Source organism: Sorangium sp. So ce176 (assembly GCF_051519835.1).
Classification (GTDB): domain Bacteria; phylum Myxococcota_A; class Polyangia; order Polyangiales; family Polyangiaceae; genus Sorangium; species Sorangium cellulosum_G.
Genome location: NZ_CP150371.1, coordinates 5,648,968 through 5,668,004, shown reverse-complemented (window position 1 = coordinate 5,668,004; position 19,037 = coordinate 5,648,968). Strand labels below are relative to the sequence as shown.

Here is a 19,037-nt window from a genome sequence, read left to right as displayed (position 1 = left end):
GTATCGTGTTACCGATGGGCGGCGCTGACGACCTGGGGTTGCCACGCCGCCCCCGTCTTGCTGGCGCAGAACCCGAACGAGGTCGACGCGCCGGGGTCGAGCTGGCCGTTGTAGGGCAGGCTCGCGGCGGTCATCTCGCTGCCTGCGAGGTCGACGTCGGCGGACCAGCTCGAGATCACGGCCGATTGCTGTAGATCGATGACCACCTCCCAGGCGCCGATGTCGAACCTGCGGCCGTTGGTGACGGCGACTTCGGCGCAGTAGCCCGTATCCCAGGTAGAGTTCACCGTGATGCTCGCCGTGACGGCCCCGGGGTTGGCCGGGACGTCGGGGATGTCGGTGCGCCAGGTCGTGTCGTTGCCGAAGTAGCGCGTGATCGGCGCCCAGTTGTGGGTGAGCATCGGCGCCGGCTGCCCGGCCGGGACGGGCCGCGTCGCGAACTCCGCCAGCGTGTTGAAGTAGGTGAGCTCGCTGTCGGTGAGATCGCGGCCGTGCGCTTCCATGATGAACGCGACGTGGAAGTCGCGCTGCGCCGTCGCCGGCCCCGGGGTGCGCACGCCGAGCCGCGCCTGGATCTGCTCGATCGTCACGGTGGCCTCGATCGAGGGGATCTCGAGGTCGCAGTAATCGAAGAGGCCCCCGCCGTGCCGGCGGAGCGGCGGGACCAGGCTCGCCGGGATGAGCCCCATCATGTACAGGTCGAGCGGCGAGGCCGTGCTCGCCCCGCCCCGACCGTTGCTGTTGCAGTCGAGGGTGAAGGTGCCAGTCCCGTCGTCGACCCACGTCATCCCGCCGAGCAGGCTGGCAGCGCTTGTCGTCGCAAGGTAATGGAAGCCGTCGGTCATGCCGAGATCGACCGGGAGGAAGGCGCTCCACTGGTGGAGGAGCTCGTGCACGAAGTTGTTGCTCAGCCACCCGCGACGCAGGTTGTCGAGCGCGGTGACGGCCAGGAGGCGGCGGCTGTAATACGCCTCGGAATAGTCGACCGGATCGCGCCCGATGCCGGTGGTTTCGATCTTCACGGCCGAGTGGACGCCCGCGGTGAAGTTGCTTGAGCTGCCCGGTCGCTCGATGTGCGACGTGGACGAGAGCACCGCGAAGTCGAAGACGTCCGGGACCACCTCGTACATGTCGCGCAGCATGGCGGCGACGTCGCCCCCCGCGCCCCGGAGCAGCCGCTGGCTGTCGGAGCGCGCGTTCCGCACCTCGATGAGGTGCGACGCGGCGCGGTACCTGGGGCTCAGGGCGCGCCGCGCGGCGACCGGGATGTCGGGAGCGAGGGCTCCGATCTGCGGGGGGATGACGAACTCGACGGGATCGCCCGCCGCGGTTTCCATCACGATCTCGCCGATCTCCAGGGCATACAGGCCAGCCGGGCTGTCCGGATCGGACTCGTAATGCGCGGGGATCGAGACCGGCGAAGCGGGGTCGAAGTGGAACGGCCCGACCGAGAAGATGCCGTCTCCGGCGACGCGGTCTGCGCCCACGCCGTCGTCGCGCAGGGTCAAGTCGCTGGGGCCCTGGAGATAGATGGGGAGCCCGGTGAGCTCGACGCTCACCACGTCGTCCACGGGATCGACCTCCAGCACGAACTCCTCCGAGCCGTCGCTGCGCACGACGCTCGGGATCGTCTCCCAGGCGTGCTCCAGGCCGGTGAGATCGCCGGCCACCAGGGCCTCCTGGGCCGACAGGACGTCGATGGGCCCCGGCGATCCGGTGGTCGCGGGCTCGCCGGCGCAGCCGCCGAGGAGCGCGCCGAGCACGCCGGCGCAGAGCAGCTTTCGCGGGGCGGTCGCCGGTCGCATTGAGAGAGCAGGAATTCGCCGGCTGGCGGGATCGCGGGGGAGAGCAGGAATCCGCCGTCCGGCGGACTCGCTGGTGGAACTTCGATCGAGGACGTGGAGCCAGGTCATGTTCGTCATCTCCGGATCGCGCCTTGTCGCGCTGCGCTCGCGCGCAGCAGAGCGGGATGCTGCGCGATGTAGGTCGCGGGGAGCTCGTGTTCCAATGCGTAGGCGGCATGGACCTCATCCACCGCGTGCATCCCGGGTCGATGGCTCAGGCCTGCGTCGGCAGGAGTTGGGGGACAGGTGGGGTACATCGTCCTTCCGTCTCCCGTCCCCGCCTCCGTCTCCCGTCTCCCCTCTCCCGTCTCCCGTCTGCCGCCTCCCCGTCCCCGTGCGCGTCTTTCGTGCGCGCACGCGCACGAAAGACGGGAGACGCGAAGCGCGGGACGGGAGAGGTGAGACGGGAGAGCTGAGACGGGAGACGGGAGAGGCGAGGCGGGAGAGGTGAGACGGGAGAGGCGAGACCGGCCCTTGTCGCGCGGCTCGACGTCATCGCCTTTGCCGTCGCGGGGCTCGCCCCGCTGCCGCTCCCGACCGCGGCGTTCACGCTGAAGCTCGGGTAGCGCGCGCGCTCCGGGCGCATAGCGCCTACAGCGCGAGCTCCGCCCTGCAGCTCGAGTCCTCCAGATCGTGGGTCAGCCGGAAGCCGAGCTTCTGCGACACGCGCTGCATCTCCACGTTCTCGGCCATGATGTCGGCGCTGATGCGCGAGAGCCCCTCGTCGCGCGCGATCTGGACGAGGAGGCCCAGCAGCCGGGAGCCGAGCCCCTGCCGCTGGTGCTCGTCGCTGATCAGCAGCGCGAACTCCGAGTCGTTCGTGCCCGGCAGCTTGCTCAGCCGGCCGACGCCGATGATCTCGCGCTCGGCGCCGGCCGCCGGCGGCCTCTCGACGACGAGCGCCATCTCGCGGTCGTAGTCCGCGAAGCAGACCCGCGTCAGCCGCTCGTGCGCGGTGCGCCTGTCGAGCTGCATCGGGTAGAAATACCGCAGGCGCACGGTCCGCTCCGAGAGCTTCTGGTGGAACTTGACCATCAGCGGCTCGTCCTCCGGGCGGATCGGGCGAATCGTGAACGCCTGCCCGTCCCGGCTCTTCAGCTCCGTCACGTACTGCGTCGGATACTCGCGGATCGCCGACCGGGGGAGCGCCGACTCCGGCGTGCCCGGCGGGTGCAGGACGACGCGCGCGTCGAGGGCGATCATGCCCTCGGCGCTCACGGCCAGCGGGTTGATGTCGATCTCGCGGATCCATCGCTGCTCGACCACCATCTGCGAGAACCGCACGAGCAGGTGCCCCAGCGCCTCCAGGTCCACGGGCTTGCGGCCGCGCACGCCCTTGAGGGCGGTGTAGATCTTCGTCTGCTCCATCATGCGGGAGGCGAGCGTCGCGTTGAGCGGCGGCAGGCCGAGCGCGCGGTCCTTGAAGACCTCCACGAGCTGCCCGCCGGCCCCGAACAGGAGCACCGGGCCGAACTGCGGATCGATCGAGCTGCCGAGGATGATCTCGTAAGCGTCCTTCAGCGCGACCATCGGCTGGACGGTCACGCCCTGGAAATGCTCTGCGCCGGCCTTCTGAGAGACGCTCTCCTGGATCTCCGCGAACGCCCGGCGGACGGCGGCGTCGTCGGCCAGGTCGAGCTTCACGCCGCCCACGTCGGTCTTGTGCGTGATCGTCGCGCTGTAGAGCTTGAGGACGGCCGGATACCCCATCTCCCTGGCCATGGCCGAGGCCTCGTCCACGCTCCGGGCGACGCCCGTCTGCACCGTCGGGATGCCGTACGCCGCCATGAGCTGCTTCGACTCGAACTCATCCATCAGCGTCCTGCCGGCCGCGCTGACGCCCGCGATCAGCGCGCCGGCCTTGTCGCGATCGACGTTCCGCGCCCGCTCATCGAGGCTCGGCGTCTCGTACAGGGAACGCAGGTTGTCGGAGTAGCGGAACATGGAACAGAACGCGCGCGCGGCGATGTCGGGGTACTCGAACGTCGGGACCCCGGCGCGGTTCAGGATCGATTCGCCGGCCTCCACCTCCACGCCGCCCATCCAGCTCGCCAGGACCGGCTTGCCGTCGACGTGCGCGTGCTTGCGCAGCGCCTCGGCGGTCTGGGTGGATTCGGTCATGTCCTGCGGCGTGAGGATGACGAGCACACCGTCGTTGTGCGGGTCCTTCGCGCAGATCTCCAGGGCCCTGGCGTAGCGGTCGGCGCCGGCGTCGCCGAGCACGTCCACGGGGTTGTTGCGGCTCCAGGCGGCGGGGAGGAAGCTGTTCAGCTCGCGCATCGTCTCCGGCGAGAGCGGCGCCAGCTCGCCGCCGTGCGCGACGAGCGCGTCGGTGGCCAGCACGCCCGGGCCGCCGGCGTTCGTGACGATGCACAGCCGGTTGCCGCGCGGGCGCGGCTGCTTGGCCAGCGTCTCGGCCATGGAGAACAGGTCCGCGATGTCGTTCACGCGCAGCACGCCCACGCGCCGGAACGCCGCGTCGAGCACCTCGTCCGAGCCGGTCAGCGAGCCGGTGTGCGAGGCCGCCGCCTTCGCCGCCGCCTCGCTGCGGCCCGGCTTGATCACGATGATCGGCTTGGTCAGCGCCACCTCGCGGGCGGCCGACAGGAACGATCGCGCGTCGCCGATCGACTCCATGTAGATGAGGATGCTGCTCGTCTTGGGGTCGTTGCCGAAGTAGTCGATGAGATCGCCCCACCCGACGTCGAGCATCGAGCCGATGCTGACGAAGCCGCTGAAGCCGACCTGCTCCTGCAAGCTCCAGTCGAGCACCGCCGTGCAGAGCGCGCCGGACTGGCTGATGAACGCCACGTTGCCCGGACGCGCCTGCCCCTTCGCGAACGTGGCGTTGAGCCCGCCGATCGGGTTCATGACGCCAAGGCAGTTCGGCCCGATGATGCGCATCTTCCCGCGGGCGCGCGCCATGATCTGCTGCTCGAGCTCGACGCCCGGAGGGCCCATCTCCTTGAATCCGGCCGAGATGATGATCGCGCCGCGCACGCCGGCGTCCACGCACTCGCCAAGGAGCCCCGGCACCGTCGCCGCGGGCGTGACGACCACGGCGAGGTCCACCTTCGCGGGCACGGCCGCGATGTTCGGGTAGGCCTTGATGCCGAGCACGCTGGACCGCTTGGGGTTCACCGGAAACACGGTCCCGCCGAACGGATTGCTGATCAGGTTCCACAGGAGCGTGCGGCCGACGGCGCCGCTGTTCTCCGTCGCGCCGATGACGGCGACGTTGCGGGGCTTGAAGATCGGGTCGAGGCTCTGAAACTCCTGACGAAGCACGTCGTGGGCGCGGTCCGTCGTGGGCAGCGAGTCAGCCATGAGGCTCCTTGAAGGGGGTTCGGCGGGAGGTTCTGGGGCCGTCGTGCGGAGACCGCAATGGCCGTCTCGCCGCCCCGCTGGCCGGATGCGTTGGATGCTTCTCCGGGAGGACGTACGCCGATGCGTGGATGTTCGCAAGTTTCGTACCTGGCGACGACGGTCTGCCCGGCTGGCGGACTCGGCCATTGAATCTCCACGATCGCGCGTGATCGCTGGCCGTCAGCGCACGCGGGGCGGGCGTCGCTTGACGACCCCTGGTTTGGTTGATAGACAAGTCAATCAACGCCTCGGGGGGAGCGTTCATGTGTCCTCGCAGCGCCGAGCAGTTCGAGCAGATCAAGGACGAGCGGCGCCGGGCGCTGCTCGGGGCGGCGCGCGCCGTCTTCGGCCGCAAGGGGTTCGCGGCGGCCAAGATCGCCGACATCGCCGCGCAGGCCGGGATCAGCCACGGGCTCGTCTATCACTACTACCCCGAGAAAGAGTCGCTGTTCGCGGCCACCGTCGAGGCCTCGGCGGAGGGGTGGGAGTTGCTCATGGCGCTGGAGCGGGCGCGCGAGGGGACGCCGTGGGAGCGGCTCGTCTATGTGTGCGGGCGGATGATCGCCGGCCTGCGCGAGGAGCCGGAGCACCTCTTGATGACGGTGCATGTCGTCGCCGAGGACGCGTCGCCGGTGCTGAGCGACCTGTTGAGGCGCTTCCGCCTGCGGGTCCTCGGTGATCTCGAGGCGATGATCCAGGAAGGTCAGCGCGCGGGCGAGGTCGCGCAGGGCCCCTCCGCGGAGCTGACGCGCGCCCTGGTGGCCATCATCCAGGGCCTCGCCGTCAATCGACTCGTGGAGCCCGACGCCGCGCTGCCACCGCTGGACGTGGTGCTCCGTATCCTGAAGTCATGAGCAGAGAACGAGGGAGGGACGCATGAAGATCGTGGTGGACGAAGAGCGCTGTGAAGCCAACGGCGTCTGCGTGCGTGCGGCGCCCGAGGCGTTTCGCGTCGACGACGACGACCGCCTGCACCTGCTCGTCACGGACGTGACGCCCGAGCTCCGCGACAAGGTGGAGAGGGCTGTGCGCGATTGCCCGCGCGGCGCGCTGTCGCTCGTCGAGCGCTGAAGCGGGGAGGAGAAGGGCCGACCGAACGCAGGACCGAAGGCAAGGAGAGGTGCTCACATGATGCAGGAGAGTTCACGTCCCACGGTGGAGTTCAATCCGTTCGCGCCGGGGTACACGGAGGATCCGTATCCCGTGTACGCGCGGCTGCGCGAGGCGCCCATCCGCTACTGGCCCGAGGGCCACGGGTGGATCGCCAGCCGCCACAACGAGATCCAGGCCATCCTGCGCGACAGCCGCTTCACGGCCGATCGCGCGGCGTGGGCGCACGCGCCGGACTTCGCCAAGATCACCGTCCCCGAGGTCGAGGAGATGAACCGGCACGGGCTCTTCTCGCTGCCGGACAGGGATCACGCCCGGGTGCGCAAGCTCGTGAGCCCGGCGCTCACGCCGCGCGCCGTCGAGCGCCTGCGCCCCCGGGTCCAGGCCATCGTCGACGAGCGGCTCGACGCGATCGCGGGCAAGGGCGTCGTCGACGTGGTCCACGACTTCTCCGAGCACATCCCGGTCCGCGTGATCAGCGAGATGTTGCATATCCCGCCGCAGCACGACGCGGCGTTCCACCGCTTCGCGGACTCCGCGGTGAAGCAGCTCTTCATGATGCTCCTGTCGCCCGAGGAGCTCGAGCGCATGGTGGCCGGCATCCGCGAGGGGATGGGGATGCTCGGCGACGTGATCGAGGAGCGGCGCAAGCACCCGATCGAGGGCGACATGCTGACGGCCCTCATCCAGGCCGAGGAGCAGGGCGATCGCCTGAGCAAGCCGGAGCTCGTGTCGCTCGTCTCGGCGCTGCTCGTGGGGGGCTCCGAGACAACGGTGCACCTCATCGCGTTCATGGTGCTGAACCTGCTGAAGCGCCCCGAGGTGCTGGCCGAGGTCCAGCGGGACCCCGAGCTCATGAAGGGGGTCGTCGACGAGGTGCTCCGCTTCGACAACTTCGGCAAGCTCGGCACGTTCCGTTACGCGACCGAGGACGTCGAGATCGGCGGCACGCGCATCCCGAAGGGGGAGATGGTCGTCCTCTTCTTCGCCGCGGCGCTGCGCGACGAGGCCGCCTATGCGAACCCGGATCGGTTCGATCCGCGGCGCGACGCTGTCGGGAGCGTCGCGTTCGGCGGCGGCGCCCATTATTGCATCGGCGCGAACCTGGCGCGCGTGGAGGCGCAGGTCGCCGTGAGCTCGCTCCTCCGCAGGTTCCCCGACATGAAGCTCGAGTCGCCGCCGACGTTCGGGCCGCACCCGGCGATCCGGAAGATGGATTCGTTCAAGGTCCGCCTCGGCGCCTGATCGCGGGCCGCGCGCGCGAGGCGCGGTCCCGGGAGGCGCAGCGCTTTCACGCGGATCGCAGCCCGCGCGCACGAGCTGCGATCCGCGGAGGCGTAGCGCGCTTCACCCGGCGCTCGCGCTCGCGGCCACCCGGATCGCGAGCGGCAGGAAGCCGCACCGCGCCGCCAGCGCCCGGGCGCTGGGCTCGTCGAGGCGCGGGGCGAGGGCGCGCGCCAGCGCGCAGGCGTCGTCCGGGGCGAGCGGGCCGAGCTGCCGCGTGTAGACCTCCGGGAGCGCGACGGGCTGGAGCGACGTGACAAGGAAGAGGGCCTGCGTGCAGCCGGCGAGGAGCGGCGCCACCTGCGCGGGATCCCTGGCGTTGTCGAGGAGCACCAGCGCCGGGGTGGAAGAGAGGGTGCGGCGGTACAGCGCCTCGAGCGCCGCCGCATCGCCGGGTGGCTCGAAGTCCGCGAAGATCGCCTCGAGGACGCGCACCATCGCCAGGGTCGGATGCAGGCACGCGGGGCCCGCGCCCCCGAGGTCGACGTGAATCCGCAGCTCGGGGTAGTGCGGCTCGAGCTCCTCGGCGAGGCGGAGCGCGAGCGCTGTCTTCCCGACGCCGGCGGGGCCGACGATCGCTGCGCCCGAGGGGCCGAGGTTCTGGAGGATGTCGGCGATCTCCTCCTCGCGGCCCACGAAGTCCGCGGGCGCGGCGGGGAGCACGAGCAGGGGACGCCGTCGCGGCGTGGGGGCGCCGGCGTGGCTGGGTAGGGGAGCGCTGCGGGCCCACCGGCCAGGAGCGTTCGTGGGCGGTGGTGGCTGCTCATGGTCCTCCGAGGGCGTCGGAGGCAGCCCGAAGCCAGGTCGGGGCGACGGAGGCGGCCCAAAGCCAGGAAGCTGCCCGTAGCCACCTTGGGGCGGGGGAGGCGGCCCAAAGCCAGGAAGCTGCCCGTTGTCACCCGGGGGCGGCGGAGGCGGCCCGTCACCCCGAGATTGCACGAGGGGCGGCGGCGCCAGCGTGCCCGGAGCGCCAAACACGAGCGCCTCCAGCGCGCTCCTCCCGCGCGCTTCCACGAGGCGCCGGATGCCGCGCGCCACATCGGCCCACGCCTCGTTGCGGTTGCGCCAGCTCGAGACGGGCTTGCTCCCCGTGGGGAGCACCCTTAGCGTTCCGAAAGGCGCGCTCGCCCAGTCGCACGCGTGGAGGAGCACGGGGATCACCTGCGCTTCGCCGCGCTCGTGGCGCGCGAGCGCCCGGCTCACCTCGAGGGTGAAGCACTCCTCGGAAGCGAGGTAATCGGCGCTCACCAGGAGCAGGACGAGCCACGCGCCCTCGAGCCTGGCAGCCGCCGTCGTGTCGACCACCTCCCCGGCGCCCACGCGCCCGCGGTGCCACATGCGGAGCAGCCCTTGCCGCATCATCAGGCCGAGGTGCACTTCGAGCCGCATGCGGTGGCGTTCGTCCTCCGGCACGTACGAGATGAACACGTCGATCGGCTCTGGACCAGATGGCAAGGGCGAGGAATCCCCCGCGCGCCTCGCGGGTGCAGGCGAGTCAGGCGGTGGCGGCGGCGTCAAGCCGCCCGCCCGGAGCGCGAGCGCTTGCTGCGGGGCGAACCACGGCGCCGGCACGCCGCACATGAGACAGAAGCGCTCGGCGTCGTTCAGCGTCCAATCGCAGGCTGCGCACCTGATGCCCACCGAAAGCGAGCTTACCCGCGGCGCCTGAAGGGGAAAACGTTCCGGAGGCCGCGGATGCCGGATCTCCACCAGAGGCCTCGCAGCGAGGCGGGGAGAGAGGGCTCGCGTTCCTGCCGAGTACGACGCGAACGGATATTCTTGGGCGAACCCCTCATTCGGCCACGGGCGCTCCATACCCGCCGCCCCCCGGCGTCTCGATCACGAACACATCGTCTTTCCCCATCTCGACCGATCCGATGTGCGACAGCACCTCGATCGATCCATCCGCGCGCTCCACCACGTTGCGCCCCGGCTCCCCGGCGCCCCCGCCGGCAAGGCCGAACGCGGCCGTCGAGCGCCCGTTCGACAGGATCGACGCCGTCATCGGCTCCAGGAAGCGCACAGCGCGCGTGCCGCCGTTCCCGCCCGGGAAGCGCCCGGGCCCGCCCGAGCCCTCGCGGATCTCGTAGCGCAACAGCCGGACCGGGAAGCGGTGCTCCAGCACCTCGGGGTCGGTCAGGCGCGAGTTCGTCATGTGCGTCTGCACCACGCTCGTGCCCGGAAAGCCGCGCGCGCCGCCCGCGCCGATCTCGATGCCTCCGCCCGACCCGCCCGAGATCGTCTCGTAGTACTGGAGCCTCTCGTTGCCGAACGTGAAGTTGTTCATGGTCGGCTGGCTGCTCGCCAGCACGCCGAGCGCCCCGTACAGCGCGTTGGTCACGCAGGTCGACACCTCCACGTTGCCCGCCACCACCGCGGCCGGCGGGCGCGGGTTGAGCATCGATCCCTCGGGGACGATGACCTCGATCGGCTTCAGGCAGCCGGCGTTGAGCGGGATGTCGTCGTCCACCAGCGTGCGGAACACGTAGAGCACCGCGGCCATGGTCACCGCCCGCGGCGCGTTGAAGTTGTCGTCCACCTGCGCGGACGTGCCGGTGAAGTCCACGACCGCCGAGCGCGCCTCGCTGTCGATCCGGACGGCCACCTCGATCTTCGACCCGTTGTCGAGCGGCACAGTGAACCGGCCGTCGCGCACGAGCGCCGGGTCGAGCCGGGCGATCGCGAGGCGCACGCTCTCCTCGGCGTTGTCCTGCACGTGCTTCATGTACGCCTGCACCGTGGCGAGCCCGAACTGGGCCACCATCGCGCGCAGCTCCTGCGCGCCCTTCTCGTTCGCCGCGATCTGCGCGCGCAGGTCGGCCAGGTTCTGCTGCGGGCTCCTCGCCGGGTACGGGCCGCCGCCGAGCAGCGCCAGGATCTCCGCCTCGCGCAGCCGCCCGCCCTCGACAAGCTTCACGTTGTCGAGCATCACGCCCTCCTCCGCGATGGTCCGCGAGAACGGCGGCATCGAGCCCGGGGTGATGCCGCCGATGTCGGCGTGGTGCCCGCGCGAGGCCACGTGGAACAGCACGCGGGCGCCCGCCTCGTCCCACACCGGCGTGACGACCGTCACGTCGGGGAGGTGGGTGCCGCCGTGGTACGGGTCGTTGAGCACGTGGACGTCGCCCGGCTTCATCCCCGGGTTGCGCGCGATCACGGTCCGGATCGACTCGCCCATCGATCCCAGGTGCACCGGCATGTGCGGGGCGTTCGCGATCAGGTTGCCCTCGGCGTCGAACAGCGCGCAGGAGAAGTCGAGCCGCTCCTTGATGTTCACCGAGTGGGCGGTGTTCTGCAGGCGCAGGCCCATCTGCTCGGCGATGTTCATGAACAGGTTGTTGAACACCTCCAGCATCACCGGGTCGACCTCGGTGCCCACCGCGCGGCGCTCGGGGCGGGGCGCCACCCGGGTGAGCACCAGGTGGTCGAGCGCGGTGATCTCGGCCTGCCAGCCCGGCTCGATCACGGTCGTGGCGTTGGCCTCGGCGACGATCGCCGGCCCGTCGATCACCGCGCCGCGCTCGAGGCGCTCGCGCCGGTGCAGCGCCGCGTCGCGGAAGGCCCCCTCGCAGAAGACCCGCGCCCGCGCGTCGGCCTCGGGGCGGTGCGGGCGCGCCCCCGCGGGCCGCTCCTCGGCGGCCTCGCCCGGCCCGATCGCCTCCACGGAGACGCTCTCCAGGATCAGCGCCTTGTCGGGCATCAGGAACGCGAACCGCGCGCTGTAGGCCGCCTCGAACGCCGCGCGGATCGCCTCCGCGCTGCCGTGCGGCACGACAAGGGCGGTGTCGGTGCCGTCGTAGCGCACGTGCACGCGCCGGAGCGTCCGCACGCCGCCGGGCGCGAAGCCTTGCCCGACGAGCTCGGCCTCTGCCTCGGCGCCGATCCGGTCGAGCGCCTCGGTCGCCGCGGCCAGGCCGGCGTCGTCGAGGCGCCGCTCCACGGCGGCCTCGCGCATGGCGTTCTGGTCCGACAGGCCCATGCCGTAGGCGGACAGGACGCCGGCGAGCGGGTGCACGAAGACGCGGCGCATGCCGAGCGCGTCGGCCACCGCGCAGGCGTGCTGGCCGCCGGCGCCGCCGAAGCACTGCAGCGTGTACCGGGTGACGTCGTAGCCGCGCGCGACAGAGATCTTCTTCACCGCGTTGGCCATGTTGGCGACAGCGATCTGCAGGAAGCCCTCGGCGAGCTCTTCCGGCGTGATGGGGCGCCCCGTCTCGCGGCGCACCTCGTCGGCCAGGGCCTGGAAGCGCCGCGCGACGACCTCGCTGTCGAGCGGCTCGTCCGCGCCGGGGCCGAACACGCGCGGGAAGAGCTCCGGCTGGATCTTGCCGAGCATCACGTTGGCGTCGGTGATCGCCAGCGCCCCGCCGCGGCGGTAGCACGCAGGTCCCGGGTTCGCGCCGGCCGACTCCGGCCCGACGCGCAGCCGCGCGCCGTCGAAGGTGAGGAGCGAGCCGCCCCCCGCGGCCACTGTGTGGATGCTCATCATCGGCGCGCGCATGCGGACGCCGGCCACCTGCGTCTCGAAGGCGCGCTCGAGCTCGCCGGCGTAGTGCGACACGTCGGTCGAGGTGCCGCCCATGTCGAAGCCGATCACCTTCTCGAACCCGCCCGCGAGCGCGGTGCGCACCATGCCGACGATGCCGCCGGCCGGCCCGCTCAGGATCGCGTCCTTGCCCTGGAACCTGTCGGCCCGCGTCAGCCCGCCGCTCGACTGCATGAAGTAGAGCGGCACGCCGGGCATCTGGCGGGCCACCTGCTCGACGTAGCGGCGCAGGATCGGCGAGAGGTACGCGTCGACCACGGTGGTGTCGCCGCGCGAGACGAGCCTCATCAGCGGGCTGACCTCGTGCGAGGCGGAGACCTGGGTGAAGCCGACAGCGCGCGCGATGGCCGCCGCCTCCCGCTCGTGCGCGGCGTACCGGTAGCCGTGCAGGAAGACGACGGCGCAGGCGCGGATGCCGCCCGTGAACGCCTCCTCCAGCGCGCGGCGCAGCGCCGCGCCGTCCAGCGGCTCGACCACCTCGCCGCGCGCGCCCACGCGCTCGCGGGCCTCGATCACGCGCTCGTAGAGCAGGTCGTGCAGCACGATGTGGCGGTCGAACAGGCGCGGGCGGTTCTGGTAGCCGATGCGCAGCGCGTCGCGGAAGCCGCGCGTGGTGACGAGCACGGTGCGGTCGCCCTTGCGCTCGAGCAGCGCGTTGGTGGCGACCGTGGTCCCCATCTTCACGCACTCGACCTGGGCGGGGGAGATGACATCGCCGGGTGCGAGGCCGAGCAGGCGGCGGATGCCCTCGACCGCCGCGTCCGCGTACTGCTCGGGGTTGTCCGACAGCAGCTTGGCGGTGGTGAGCGAGCCGTCCGGCCGCCTGGCCACGACGTCCGTGAACGTGCCGCCGCGGTCGATCCAGAACTGCCATGCGCGTGAGGTCGAGGTCATGGGATCCACTCCTTACTCCGGCCCGGCGGCGGCGGCGCCTGTAGCGCCGGTGGCGCCCACGCCGCCCGAGGCGCCGCAGCCTGAAGCACCCCGGACCGGGAATCTCATGTCGTGGACACAGCTTGTGTATGCTCTCCTCGATGGAGGTCCTTGCCCTCGGCCCGCTCCCTGTCGCCTCGCTCTTGTGGCAGCCGCGACCGGATGCGTGGATGCTCACGTTCGCCTGCAAGGCCACGTTCGCGCTGCGGCCGGGCGAGTCGCCCCTCGCGCCCGAGCAGGAGCCGCTGCGCGAGGCCGACGCGCACTGGCGCGACGATCCGGCCTTCAGCCTGTACGCCTCGACCGACATCGTCCCGATCCGCCCGCGCGCCGACGTCGTGCTCGTAGGCCACGCCTTCGCGCCGGGGCAGGTGCCCGTCCGCTCGCTCGTCGCCCGGCTCTCGGTCGGCGAGATCGACAAGCCGATCGAGGTGTTCTGCGACAGGAGCTTCACCAAGGAGGGCGCGCTCCGCGAGGGGCAGCCGTTCGCGCGGATGCCGCTCCTCTGGGAGCGCGCCGCCCGGGGCGCCGACGCGGCGAACGCCGTCGGGATCGCGGCCGGCGCGCGCGACGCCTACGGCGCGCACCGGCTCCCGAACCTCGTGCCGCCGGGCACCGCGATCTCCGGACCGGAGGACGTCATCGAGCCGGTCGGCTTCGGCCCGATCGCCCCCTCCTGGCCAGCGCGGCGGTCCAGGCTGGGGCGCCACGCCGCGGCGTTCGCGTCGGGCGAGTGGCAGCGGAGCCCGCTCCCGGCCGACCTCGACGCGTCGTACTTCAACGCGGCCCCGCCCGACCAGCAGGTCGCCGCGCTGCGCGGCGACGAGCGCATCGTGCTCGAGAACCTCCACCCCGAGCTCCCCCGCCTCGCCACGCGCCTCGCCGGAGAGCGCGCGCAGGCGTTCGTGGAGCGCCCGGGGCAGGCCGCGCAGCCGGTCGCGCTGCGGCCGGATCTGCTGTGGATCCACACGGATCGCGCCCTGTGCGCGCTCACCTGGCGCGGGCAGATCCCGCTCGCGCACCCGCACGAGGCGGGCGCGGTGCGCGTCAGCCTGGTGAGCGCGCCGGTGAGCGCGCTGTTCAGCGCGCCGAGCGCGTCGGTGCGGCGCGAGAGCGACCCGGGGGAGGGGCGCGAGACGCCGTCCTCGCCCGCGTCGAGCAGCGCCGGCGCCCGGTCCGCGCGCCGCGGCGGCGTCGGCCGCACGGACATGCCCGCGAGCGGGCTGGGCGAGACGGTGCCGACAACCGGGGCCAGCGGCCTGGCGCTCCCGTTCGTCGTGCCGGCCCCGGCCCCGCAGCCCGCTGTCGGCCCGCGGCCCGCGGTCGTCGCTCCGCCGCCCGTCGAGAGCCCCTGGGTGGCCGGCGCCGCGCGCGCCGCCGCCGCGCCCCCCTCGACGATCGGCTCCTCCGCGGCCGCCGCGCCGCTGCCGCGGCCCGATCCGGCGCCCGCCCCGCCGGCCCCGGCCTCGGCGCCGGCCCGGACGCCGTCGGCGCGCGGCGCCGCCGCGGCGCGCTCCGGCCCTGCCGAGATCGTCCACCTGATCTGGTTCGACCCGGAGAGCGTCCCGCGCGTCCGCCGGCAGCCCGCCTTCCGCCCGCTGCTCGAGGAGCTCGACGAGCGCCCTCTCGATCGCGAGGCGGACGAGCCGGCGCTCGCGAAGGATCCGATGGCGGTCGAGGATCACCGCGAGATCTTCGAGATCATCGCCCGCGCCGGCGCGACGGACGCCGACGGCGCGCAGGACGCCGTCATCGAGGCGGTGCGCGACGGCGGCAAGTTCGTTCCGCCTGTCTGCCTCCTCGCCGGCGAGCTGATCTTCGGCTTCGACGAGCTCGAGACCCTGAAGGCCACGGTCACCGCGGCGACGCCGCTCGTGGGCAACGACGATCTGCTCAGGGCCGCTGTCGCGCCCGCGCACGAGTTCCTGAAGCTGCCGGAGCTCCGCAGCTCCCCGGCGGTCGCCGAGGGCCTGACGACGCGGATCAAGGAGGCCTTCGAGGGCAAGCGCGTCGCCCCCGCGGGCTACCTCAGGACGCAGACCGAGCGCGCGCTCCTCGATCAGCGGCAGTACCAGCGGCGCCCCGTCCTCGGCGGCCCGCACCTGCGCGCGCTCCTCCAGCCGCCCGGCTCATCGCAGCAGATCCCTGCCTATCTCCCCGAGGCCCTCGCGCAGCAGCTCCCGCTGTACCAGCGCTTCCGGGCCCGGATCCTCGCCGAGCTGCACCTCCAGGTGGACCAGCACGAGTCTCACCCCATCGCCCTGCGCGTGCTCGCGCTCGCCCGCGTGGCGCCGCTGCCCTCGCGCCGCTGAACGATGAAGAACGAACGACGAACCACCACCTGAGGACCCGCGCATGCTGCACCTGGAGCTCTCGTTCGCGTGCGGAGAGGACTCGCTCTCCGTCCACCGGTTCCGCGTCCACGAGGCGATCTCCGCGCTGTTCACCGTCTCCGTCATCGCCCGCTCGGAGAGCCACTCCGTCGATCTCCAGGCCATCGTCGGGCAGCCCGCGTCGCTGCGCGCCGCGAGCGGCGTCCGGTCCGTCGTCAGCGGCCTCGGCGGGGGCGCGCGCCTCTGGGCGGGCATCGTCAGCAACATCGAGCAGGCCCAGGGCGTCGAGACGACGGGCAGCGCCCTCGAGGTGTCGACGTACCACCTGCGCATCGTCCCCGCGCTGTGGCTGCTCACGCAGCGCCGCAACTACCGTATCTACCAGCACCTCGCGATACCGGACATCGTCGACAGGCTCCTCGCCGAGTGGTCGATCGAGCCAGTCTGGAAGATCAACCGCGGCCAGTACCCGAAGCTCGAGTACAAGGTGCAGTACGGCGAGACAGACAACGCCTTCCTCTGCCGCCTCCTCGAGGAGGCGGGCATCGCGTTCGCCTTCGCGAACGACGAGGCCGGCGGCTCCGCGCTCACGCTCGTGGACCGCCCCCACGCCGAGTCGCCGCGCGCCGGCGGACCGCTCCGCTTCGTGGACAGCCCGAACCAGGTCACGGAGACGGAGTTCGTCACCCGCGTGCGCCTCGCCCACGAGGTCCGGCCCGGCGCGCTCGCGCTCCGCGACCACGACTTCCGCAACCCGGCCTATCCGCTCTTCGGCGAGGCGCCGCGATCGCCGGAGCCGGAGAGCCGGCTGGAGCAGTACCGGTACGAGCCCGGGGCGTTCCTCGTCGAGACGGGCAAGGGCGGCGGCACGCCTGTCGCGGACGACAGGGGCGTGGCGCGGTACGACCAGGCGTTCGGCAAGGCGCGCGCCGAGCGGCTCCTGCTGGGCGCGCGCGCCGGCAAGCGGCTCGTGTCGTTCGAGACGAACGCGATCGATCTCCTGCCGGGGTCGATCTGCTCGTTCGAGAATCACCCCCACGCCGAGCTCAACGAGGCGGCGACGCTGCTCGTCAGCGAGTGCGCGGTGGAGGGCGACCCGACGCTGGAGTGGCGCATGTCCGCGCAGGCCGTGTTCACGGACGTGCCGTATCTCCCCCCGCAGCGGACGCCGAAGCCGCGCGTGGAGGGCGTGCAGAGCGCGACGGTTGTCGGCCCCGCCGGCCAGGAGATCCACGTCGACGAGCTCGGCCGCGTCCGCGTGCAGTTCCCCTGGGATCGCGAGGGCCGGCTCGACGACGGCAGCTCCTCGTGGATCCGCGCCAGCCAGGGCTGGGCGGGCACCGGATACGGCATGATCGTGATCCCGCGCGTCGGCCAGGAGGTCCTCGTCGGCTTCCTCGACGGCGATCCGGATCAGCCCGTCATCGTCGGCTGCGTGTTCAACGCCACGCAGAAGGTGCCGTACAAGCTGCCCGACCACAGGACCCGGAGCACGTGGAAGAGCGACTCGTCGCCGGGGTCGAACGGCTTCAACGAGATCATGTTCGAGGACCTGAAGGGCAGGGAGCTCGTCTATCTGCAGGCCCAGAAGAACCTCCGCAAGCTCGTGAAGAACGACGAGGCGATCACGGTGGGCCACGACAGGCAGAAGCTCGTCGTGCGCAACGAGACCGAGACCACCGGGGCGAACCGCACCGAGGTCACCGGCGTGAACCGCACCGAGATCACGGGCGTGAACCGGGTCACCGTTGTCGGCGGATCGCACGAGAAGCTCGTGATCGGCGACGAGATCGAGCGCACGGACGGCGGCGTCGCGATCCTCGTCGGCGAGGATCAGGACATCGTGATCCGGCAGGTGAAGCGCGAGCGCGTCGAGGGCGACTGCCACCTCCGCGTGCAGGGCAAGCGCAACGAGCAGATCGACGGCAAGCAGTCGCTGACCGTGGGCAAGGACCGGCACGAGAAGATCGCGAAGAGCCACGCGCTCGAGGCGGGCCAGCAGATCCACCTCAAGGCGGGCACGGCGCTCGTGATCGAGGCGGCGAAGGACCTCACGCTGAAGGGCCCGGGCGGGTTCATCCGCATCGACGCGCAGGGGGTGACGATCCAGGGCGATCTCGTGAAGATCAACAGCGGTGGGTCGGCCGGGTCCGGCGCGGGCGCGCAGCCCGAGGCCCCGGAGGAGGCGAAGGAGGCGGTGGTTGTCGCGCCGGTGAAGCCCGAGCCCGAGGACGTCGCGATCACGGGGATCGCGCAGTAAGGTGCCTGTGCAGCGCGCGATCATCGAGGTCCGTCACGGGCCGATGAAGGGGCAGAAGGCGGCGATCGCGCCGGGCGGCCGGCTGCGCGTCGGCCGCGTCGACAGGGCGGATCTCGCGATCCCGGGGGACGCGCAGATGTCGGCGCTCCATTTCGAGGTGCGCTGGGACGGCGCGGCGCTCCGCCTGAAGGACCTCGGCAGCTCGCGGGGGACGCTCGTCGGCGGCGAGCCCGTGGCCGAGGCGGAGCTCGAGAACGGCGCCTGGATCCGCGCGGGCGGGACCGATCTCATGGCGTACATCGAGGCGGCGACCCCTCCCGACGACGAGGACGAGGACGAGATCGACCCGGACGCGCCGGACGCGCTGTTCGACGCACCGTTCCTGCGGCAGCTCGCGGCGCGCGCCGCGGAGCAGCGCGCGTATTGCCGGCGGGTCGCGAAGGACCGGCTGCGCCGCGCGCCGGGGCCGCTCTACGCGGTGCTCGACGCGGCGCGGAGCGCGCGGATCCTCGTGCTCCTGCGCGAGTCGGTGGCGCCGTACAGGTCGCTGTACGAGGGCCTCGAGGGCGAGTCGCTCGCGGACGTGGCCCCGTACCTCGTCCGGCTCACGGTCAACGAGGTCGACGGCGGCGACGGCGGCCTCCTCGAGCGGCTCGTCGACGAGGGCTGGGGCAAGCGATGGGGGATCTTCCTCTCGTGCCCGCTGCCCTTCCGCGAGGTGCGTCGCCACCTCCGCCGCTTCTTGATGGTCGAGGAGGACGAGACAGGCGACAGGCTCTATTTCCGCTTCTACGACCCCGGCGTCCTCCGCGCCTTCGTGCCGACGTGCACGCCGCTCCAGAAGGGCGATCTCTTCGGCGAGATCCGCGAGATGTACATGGAGAGCGAGGATCTCGACGTCCTGCGCTACGCGCGCCCGGGGGGGAAGCCGTGCTGAAGGTGAAGCGCCGCCAGCGGAGCGAGGCCGGGGATCCCGCGTTCGTCGACCGGACGGTGGGTCATCTCCGGCGGTTTCACGGGGTCGCGACAGAGCGCCTGTCGGACGACGAGCTGCGCTTTCGCGTCCGGCACGGGCTCGCGCGCGGGCGCGGCCACGGGCTCACGTGGGAGTCGAGCCTCACTGTCTTCGTGGCGCACATGATCGAGCTCTGCCCGGCGTTCGACGAGCACCCGGCCGCGGCGCGCGTGCTCGCGGACGCCTCGATCCCGCCGGACGAGCGGGTGGAGGCGCTCCTCGCGCACCTCACCGAGGGGGAGTGGGAGGAGGCCGCGCGGATGTGCGATCCCGTCGCGTACTGGGCGCGCGCGCGCGGCGACGAGGCGGACGGCGGCGGCGGGCAGGGCTGAGGTTCCGGAGGGCG

General features: G+C 72.0%; 11 protein-coding genes. 7 read left to right on the top strand and 4 right to left on the bottom strand.

Annotated elements, in window-relative coordinates:
- Positions 1-8 precede the first annotated feature (8 nt).
- Positions 9-1,805, bottom strand: coding sequence for a cellulose binding domain-containing protein (locus WMF42_RS21150; RefSeq protein ID WP_437693864.1), 1,797 nt, complete (start codon positions 1,803-1,805; stop codon positions 9-11).
- A gap of 630 nt (positions 1,806-2,435) precedes the next feature.
- The gene (locus WMF42_RS21145; protein ID WP_061610134.1) at positions 2,436-5,171 is read right to left on the bottom strand and encodes a bifunctional acetate--CoA ligase family protein/GNAT family N-acetyltransferase; all 2,736 of its coding nucleotides are present in this window, start codon (positions 5,169-5,171) and stop codon (positions 2,436-2,438) included.
- A 302-nt stretch (positions 5,172-5,473) separates the two neighbouring features.
- Between WMF42_RS21145 and WMF42_RS21140 the strand changes: the two genes are divergently transcribed.
- From WMF42_RS21140 to WMF42_RS21130, 3 genes are read left to right on the top strand one after another with little or no spacing between them, the layout of a single operon-like run.
- Positions 5,474-6,064: a TetR/AcrR family transcriptional regulator gene (locus tag WMF42_RS21140; RefSeq protein ID WP_437693862.1), complete on the top strand. Its 591-nt coding sequence runs from the start codon at positions 5,474-5,476 to the stop codon at positions 6,062-6,064.
- Between the two features lie 22 nt (positions 6,065-6,086).
- Positions 6,087-6,281: a ferredoxin gene (locus WMF42_RS21135; RefSeq protein ID WP_061610132.1), complete on the top strand. Its 195-nt coding sequence runs from the start codon at positions 6,087-6,089 to the stop codon at positions 6,279-6,281.
- A gap of 57 nt (positions 6,282-6,338) precedes the next feature.
- Positions 6,339-7,565 carry a cytochrome P450 gene (locus WMF42_RS21130; RefSeq protein ID WP_437693859.1) on the top strand — a complete coding sequence of 409 codons (1,227 nt, stop codon included), beginning with the start codon at positions 6,339-6,341 and terminating at the stop codon, positions 7,563-7,565.
- A 102-nt stretch (positions 7,566-7,667) separates the two neighbouring features.
- On the opposite strand, the gene WMF42_RS21125 is transcribed toward WMF42_RS21130, so the two are convergent.
- Both WMF42_RS21125 and WMF42_RS21120 read right to left on the bottom strand, forming a co-directional pair.
- Positions 7,668-9,059, bottom strand: a complete 1,392-nt coding sequence (locus tag WMF42_RS21125) for an AAA family ATPase (protein ID WP_437693857.1) — start codon at positions 9,057-9,059, stop codon at positions 7,668-7,670.
- 337 nt (positions 9,060-9,396) lie between these two features.
- Positions 9,397-13,044, bottom strand: a complete 3,648-nt coding sequence (locus WMF42_RS21120) for a hydantoinase B/oxoprolinase family protein (RefSeq protein WP_437693856.1) — start codon at positions 13,042-13,044, stop codon at positions 9,397-9,399.
- A gap of 140 nt (positions 13,045-13,184) precedes the next feature.
- Here WMF42_RS21120 and WMF42_RS21115 point away from each other — a divergent pair, with 140 nt between their 5' ends.
- From WMF42_RS21115 to WMF42_RS21100, 4 genes are read left to right on the top strand one after another with little or no spacing between them, the layout of a single operon-like run.
- Positions 13,185-15,395, top strand: a complete 2,211-nt coding sequence (locus WMF42_RS21115; protein ID WP_437693854.1) for a DUF2169 domain-containing protein — start codon at positions 13,185-13,187, stop codon at positions 15,393-15,395.
- A 43-nt stretch (positions 15,396-15,438) separates the two neighbouring features.
- The gene (locus WMF42_RS21110; protein ID WP_437693852.1) at positions 15,439-17,676 is read left to right on the top strand and encodes a type VI secretion system Vgr family protein; all 2,238 of its coding nucleotides are present in this window, start codon (positions 15,439-15,441) and stop codon (positions 17,674-17,676) included.
- A 7-nt stretch (positions 17,677-17,683) separates the two neighbouring features.
- Positions 17,684-18,613 carry a DUF4123 domain-containing protein gene (locus WMF42_RS21105; protein ID WP_437693850.1) on the top strand — a complete coding sequence of 310 codons (930 nt, stop codon included), beginning with the start codon at positions 17,684-17,686 and terminating at the stop codon, positions 18,611-18,613.
- Positions 18,607-19,023: a hypothetical protein gene (locus WMF42_RS21100; protein WP_437693848.1), complete on the top strand. Its 417-nt coding sequence runs from the start codon at positions 18,607-18,609 to the stop codon at positions 19,021-19,023. Before WMF42_RS21105 ends, WMF42_RS21100 begins: the two co-directional genes overlap by 7 nt.
- Positions 19,024-19,037: the final 14 nt, after the last annotated feature.

Coding starts and splice junctions, on each gene's coding strand:
- WMF42_RS21150 (WP_437693864.1), bottom strand. CDS start 1,805: ATGCGACCGGCGACCGCCCCGCGAAAGCTGCTCTGCGCCGGCGTGCTC.
- WMF42_RS21145 (WP_061610134.1), bottom strand. CDS start 5,171: ATGGCTGACTCGCTGCCCACGACGGACCGCGCCCACGACGTGCTTCGT.
- WMF42_RS21140 (WP_437693862.1), top strand. CDS start 5,474: ATGTGTCCTCGCAGCGCCGAGCAGTTCGAGCAGATCAAGGACGAGCGG.
- WMF42_RS21135 (WP_061610132.1), top strand. CDS start 6,087: ATGAAGATCGTGGTGGACGAAGAGCGCTGTGAAGCCAACGGCGTCTGC.
- WMF42_RS21130 (WP_437693859.1), top strand. CDS start 6,339: ATGATGCAGGAGAGTTCACGTCCCACGGTGGAGTTCAATCCGTTCGCG.
- WMF42_RS21120 (WP_437693856.1), bottom strand. CDS start 13,044: ATGACCTCGACCTCACGCGCATGGCAGTTCTGGATCGACCGCGGCGGC.
- WMF42_RS21115 (WP_437693854.1), top strand. CDS start 13,185: ATGGAGGTCCTTGCCCTCGGCCCGCTCCCTGTCGCCTCGCTCTTGTGG.
- WMF42_RS21110 (WP_437693852.1), top strand. CDS start 15,439: ATGCTGCACCTGGAGCTCTCGTTCGCGTGCGGAGAGGACTCGCTCTCC.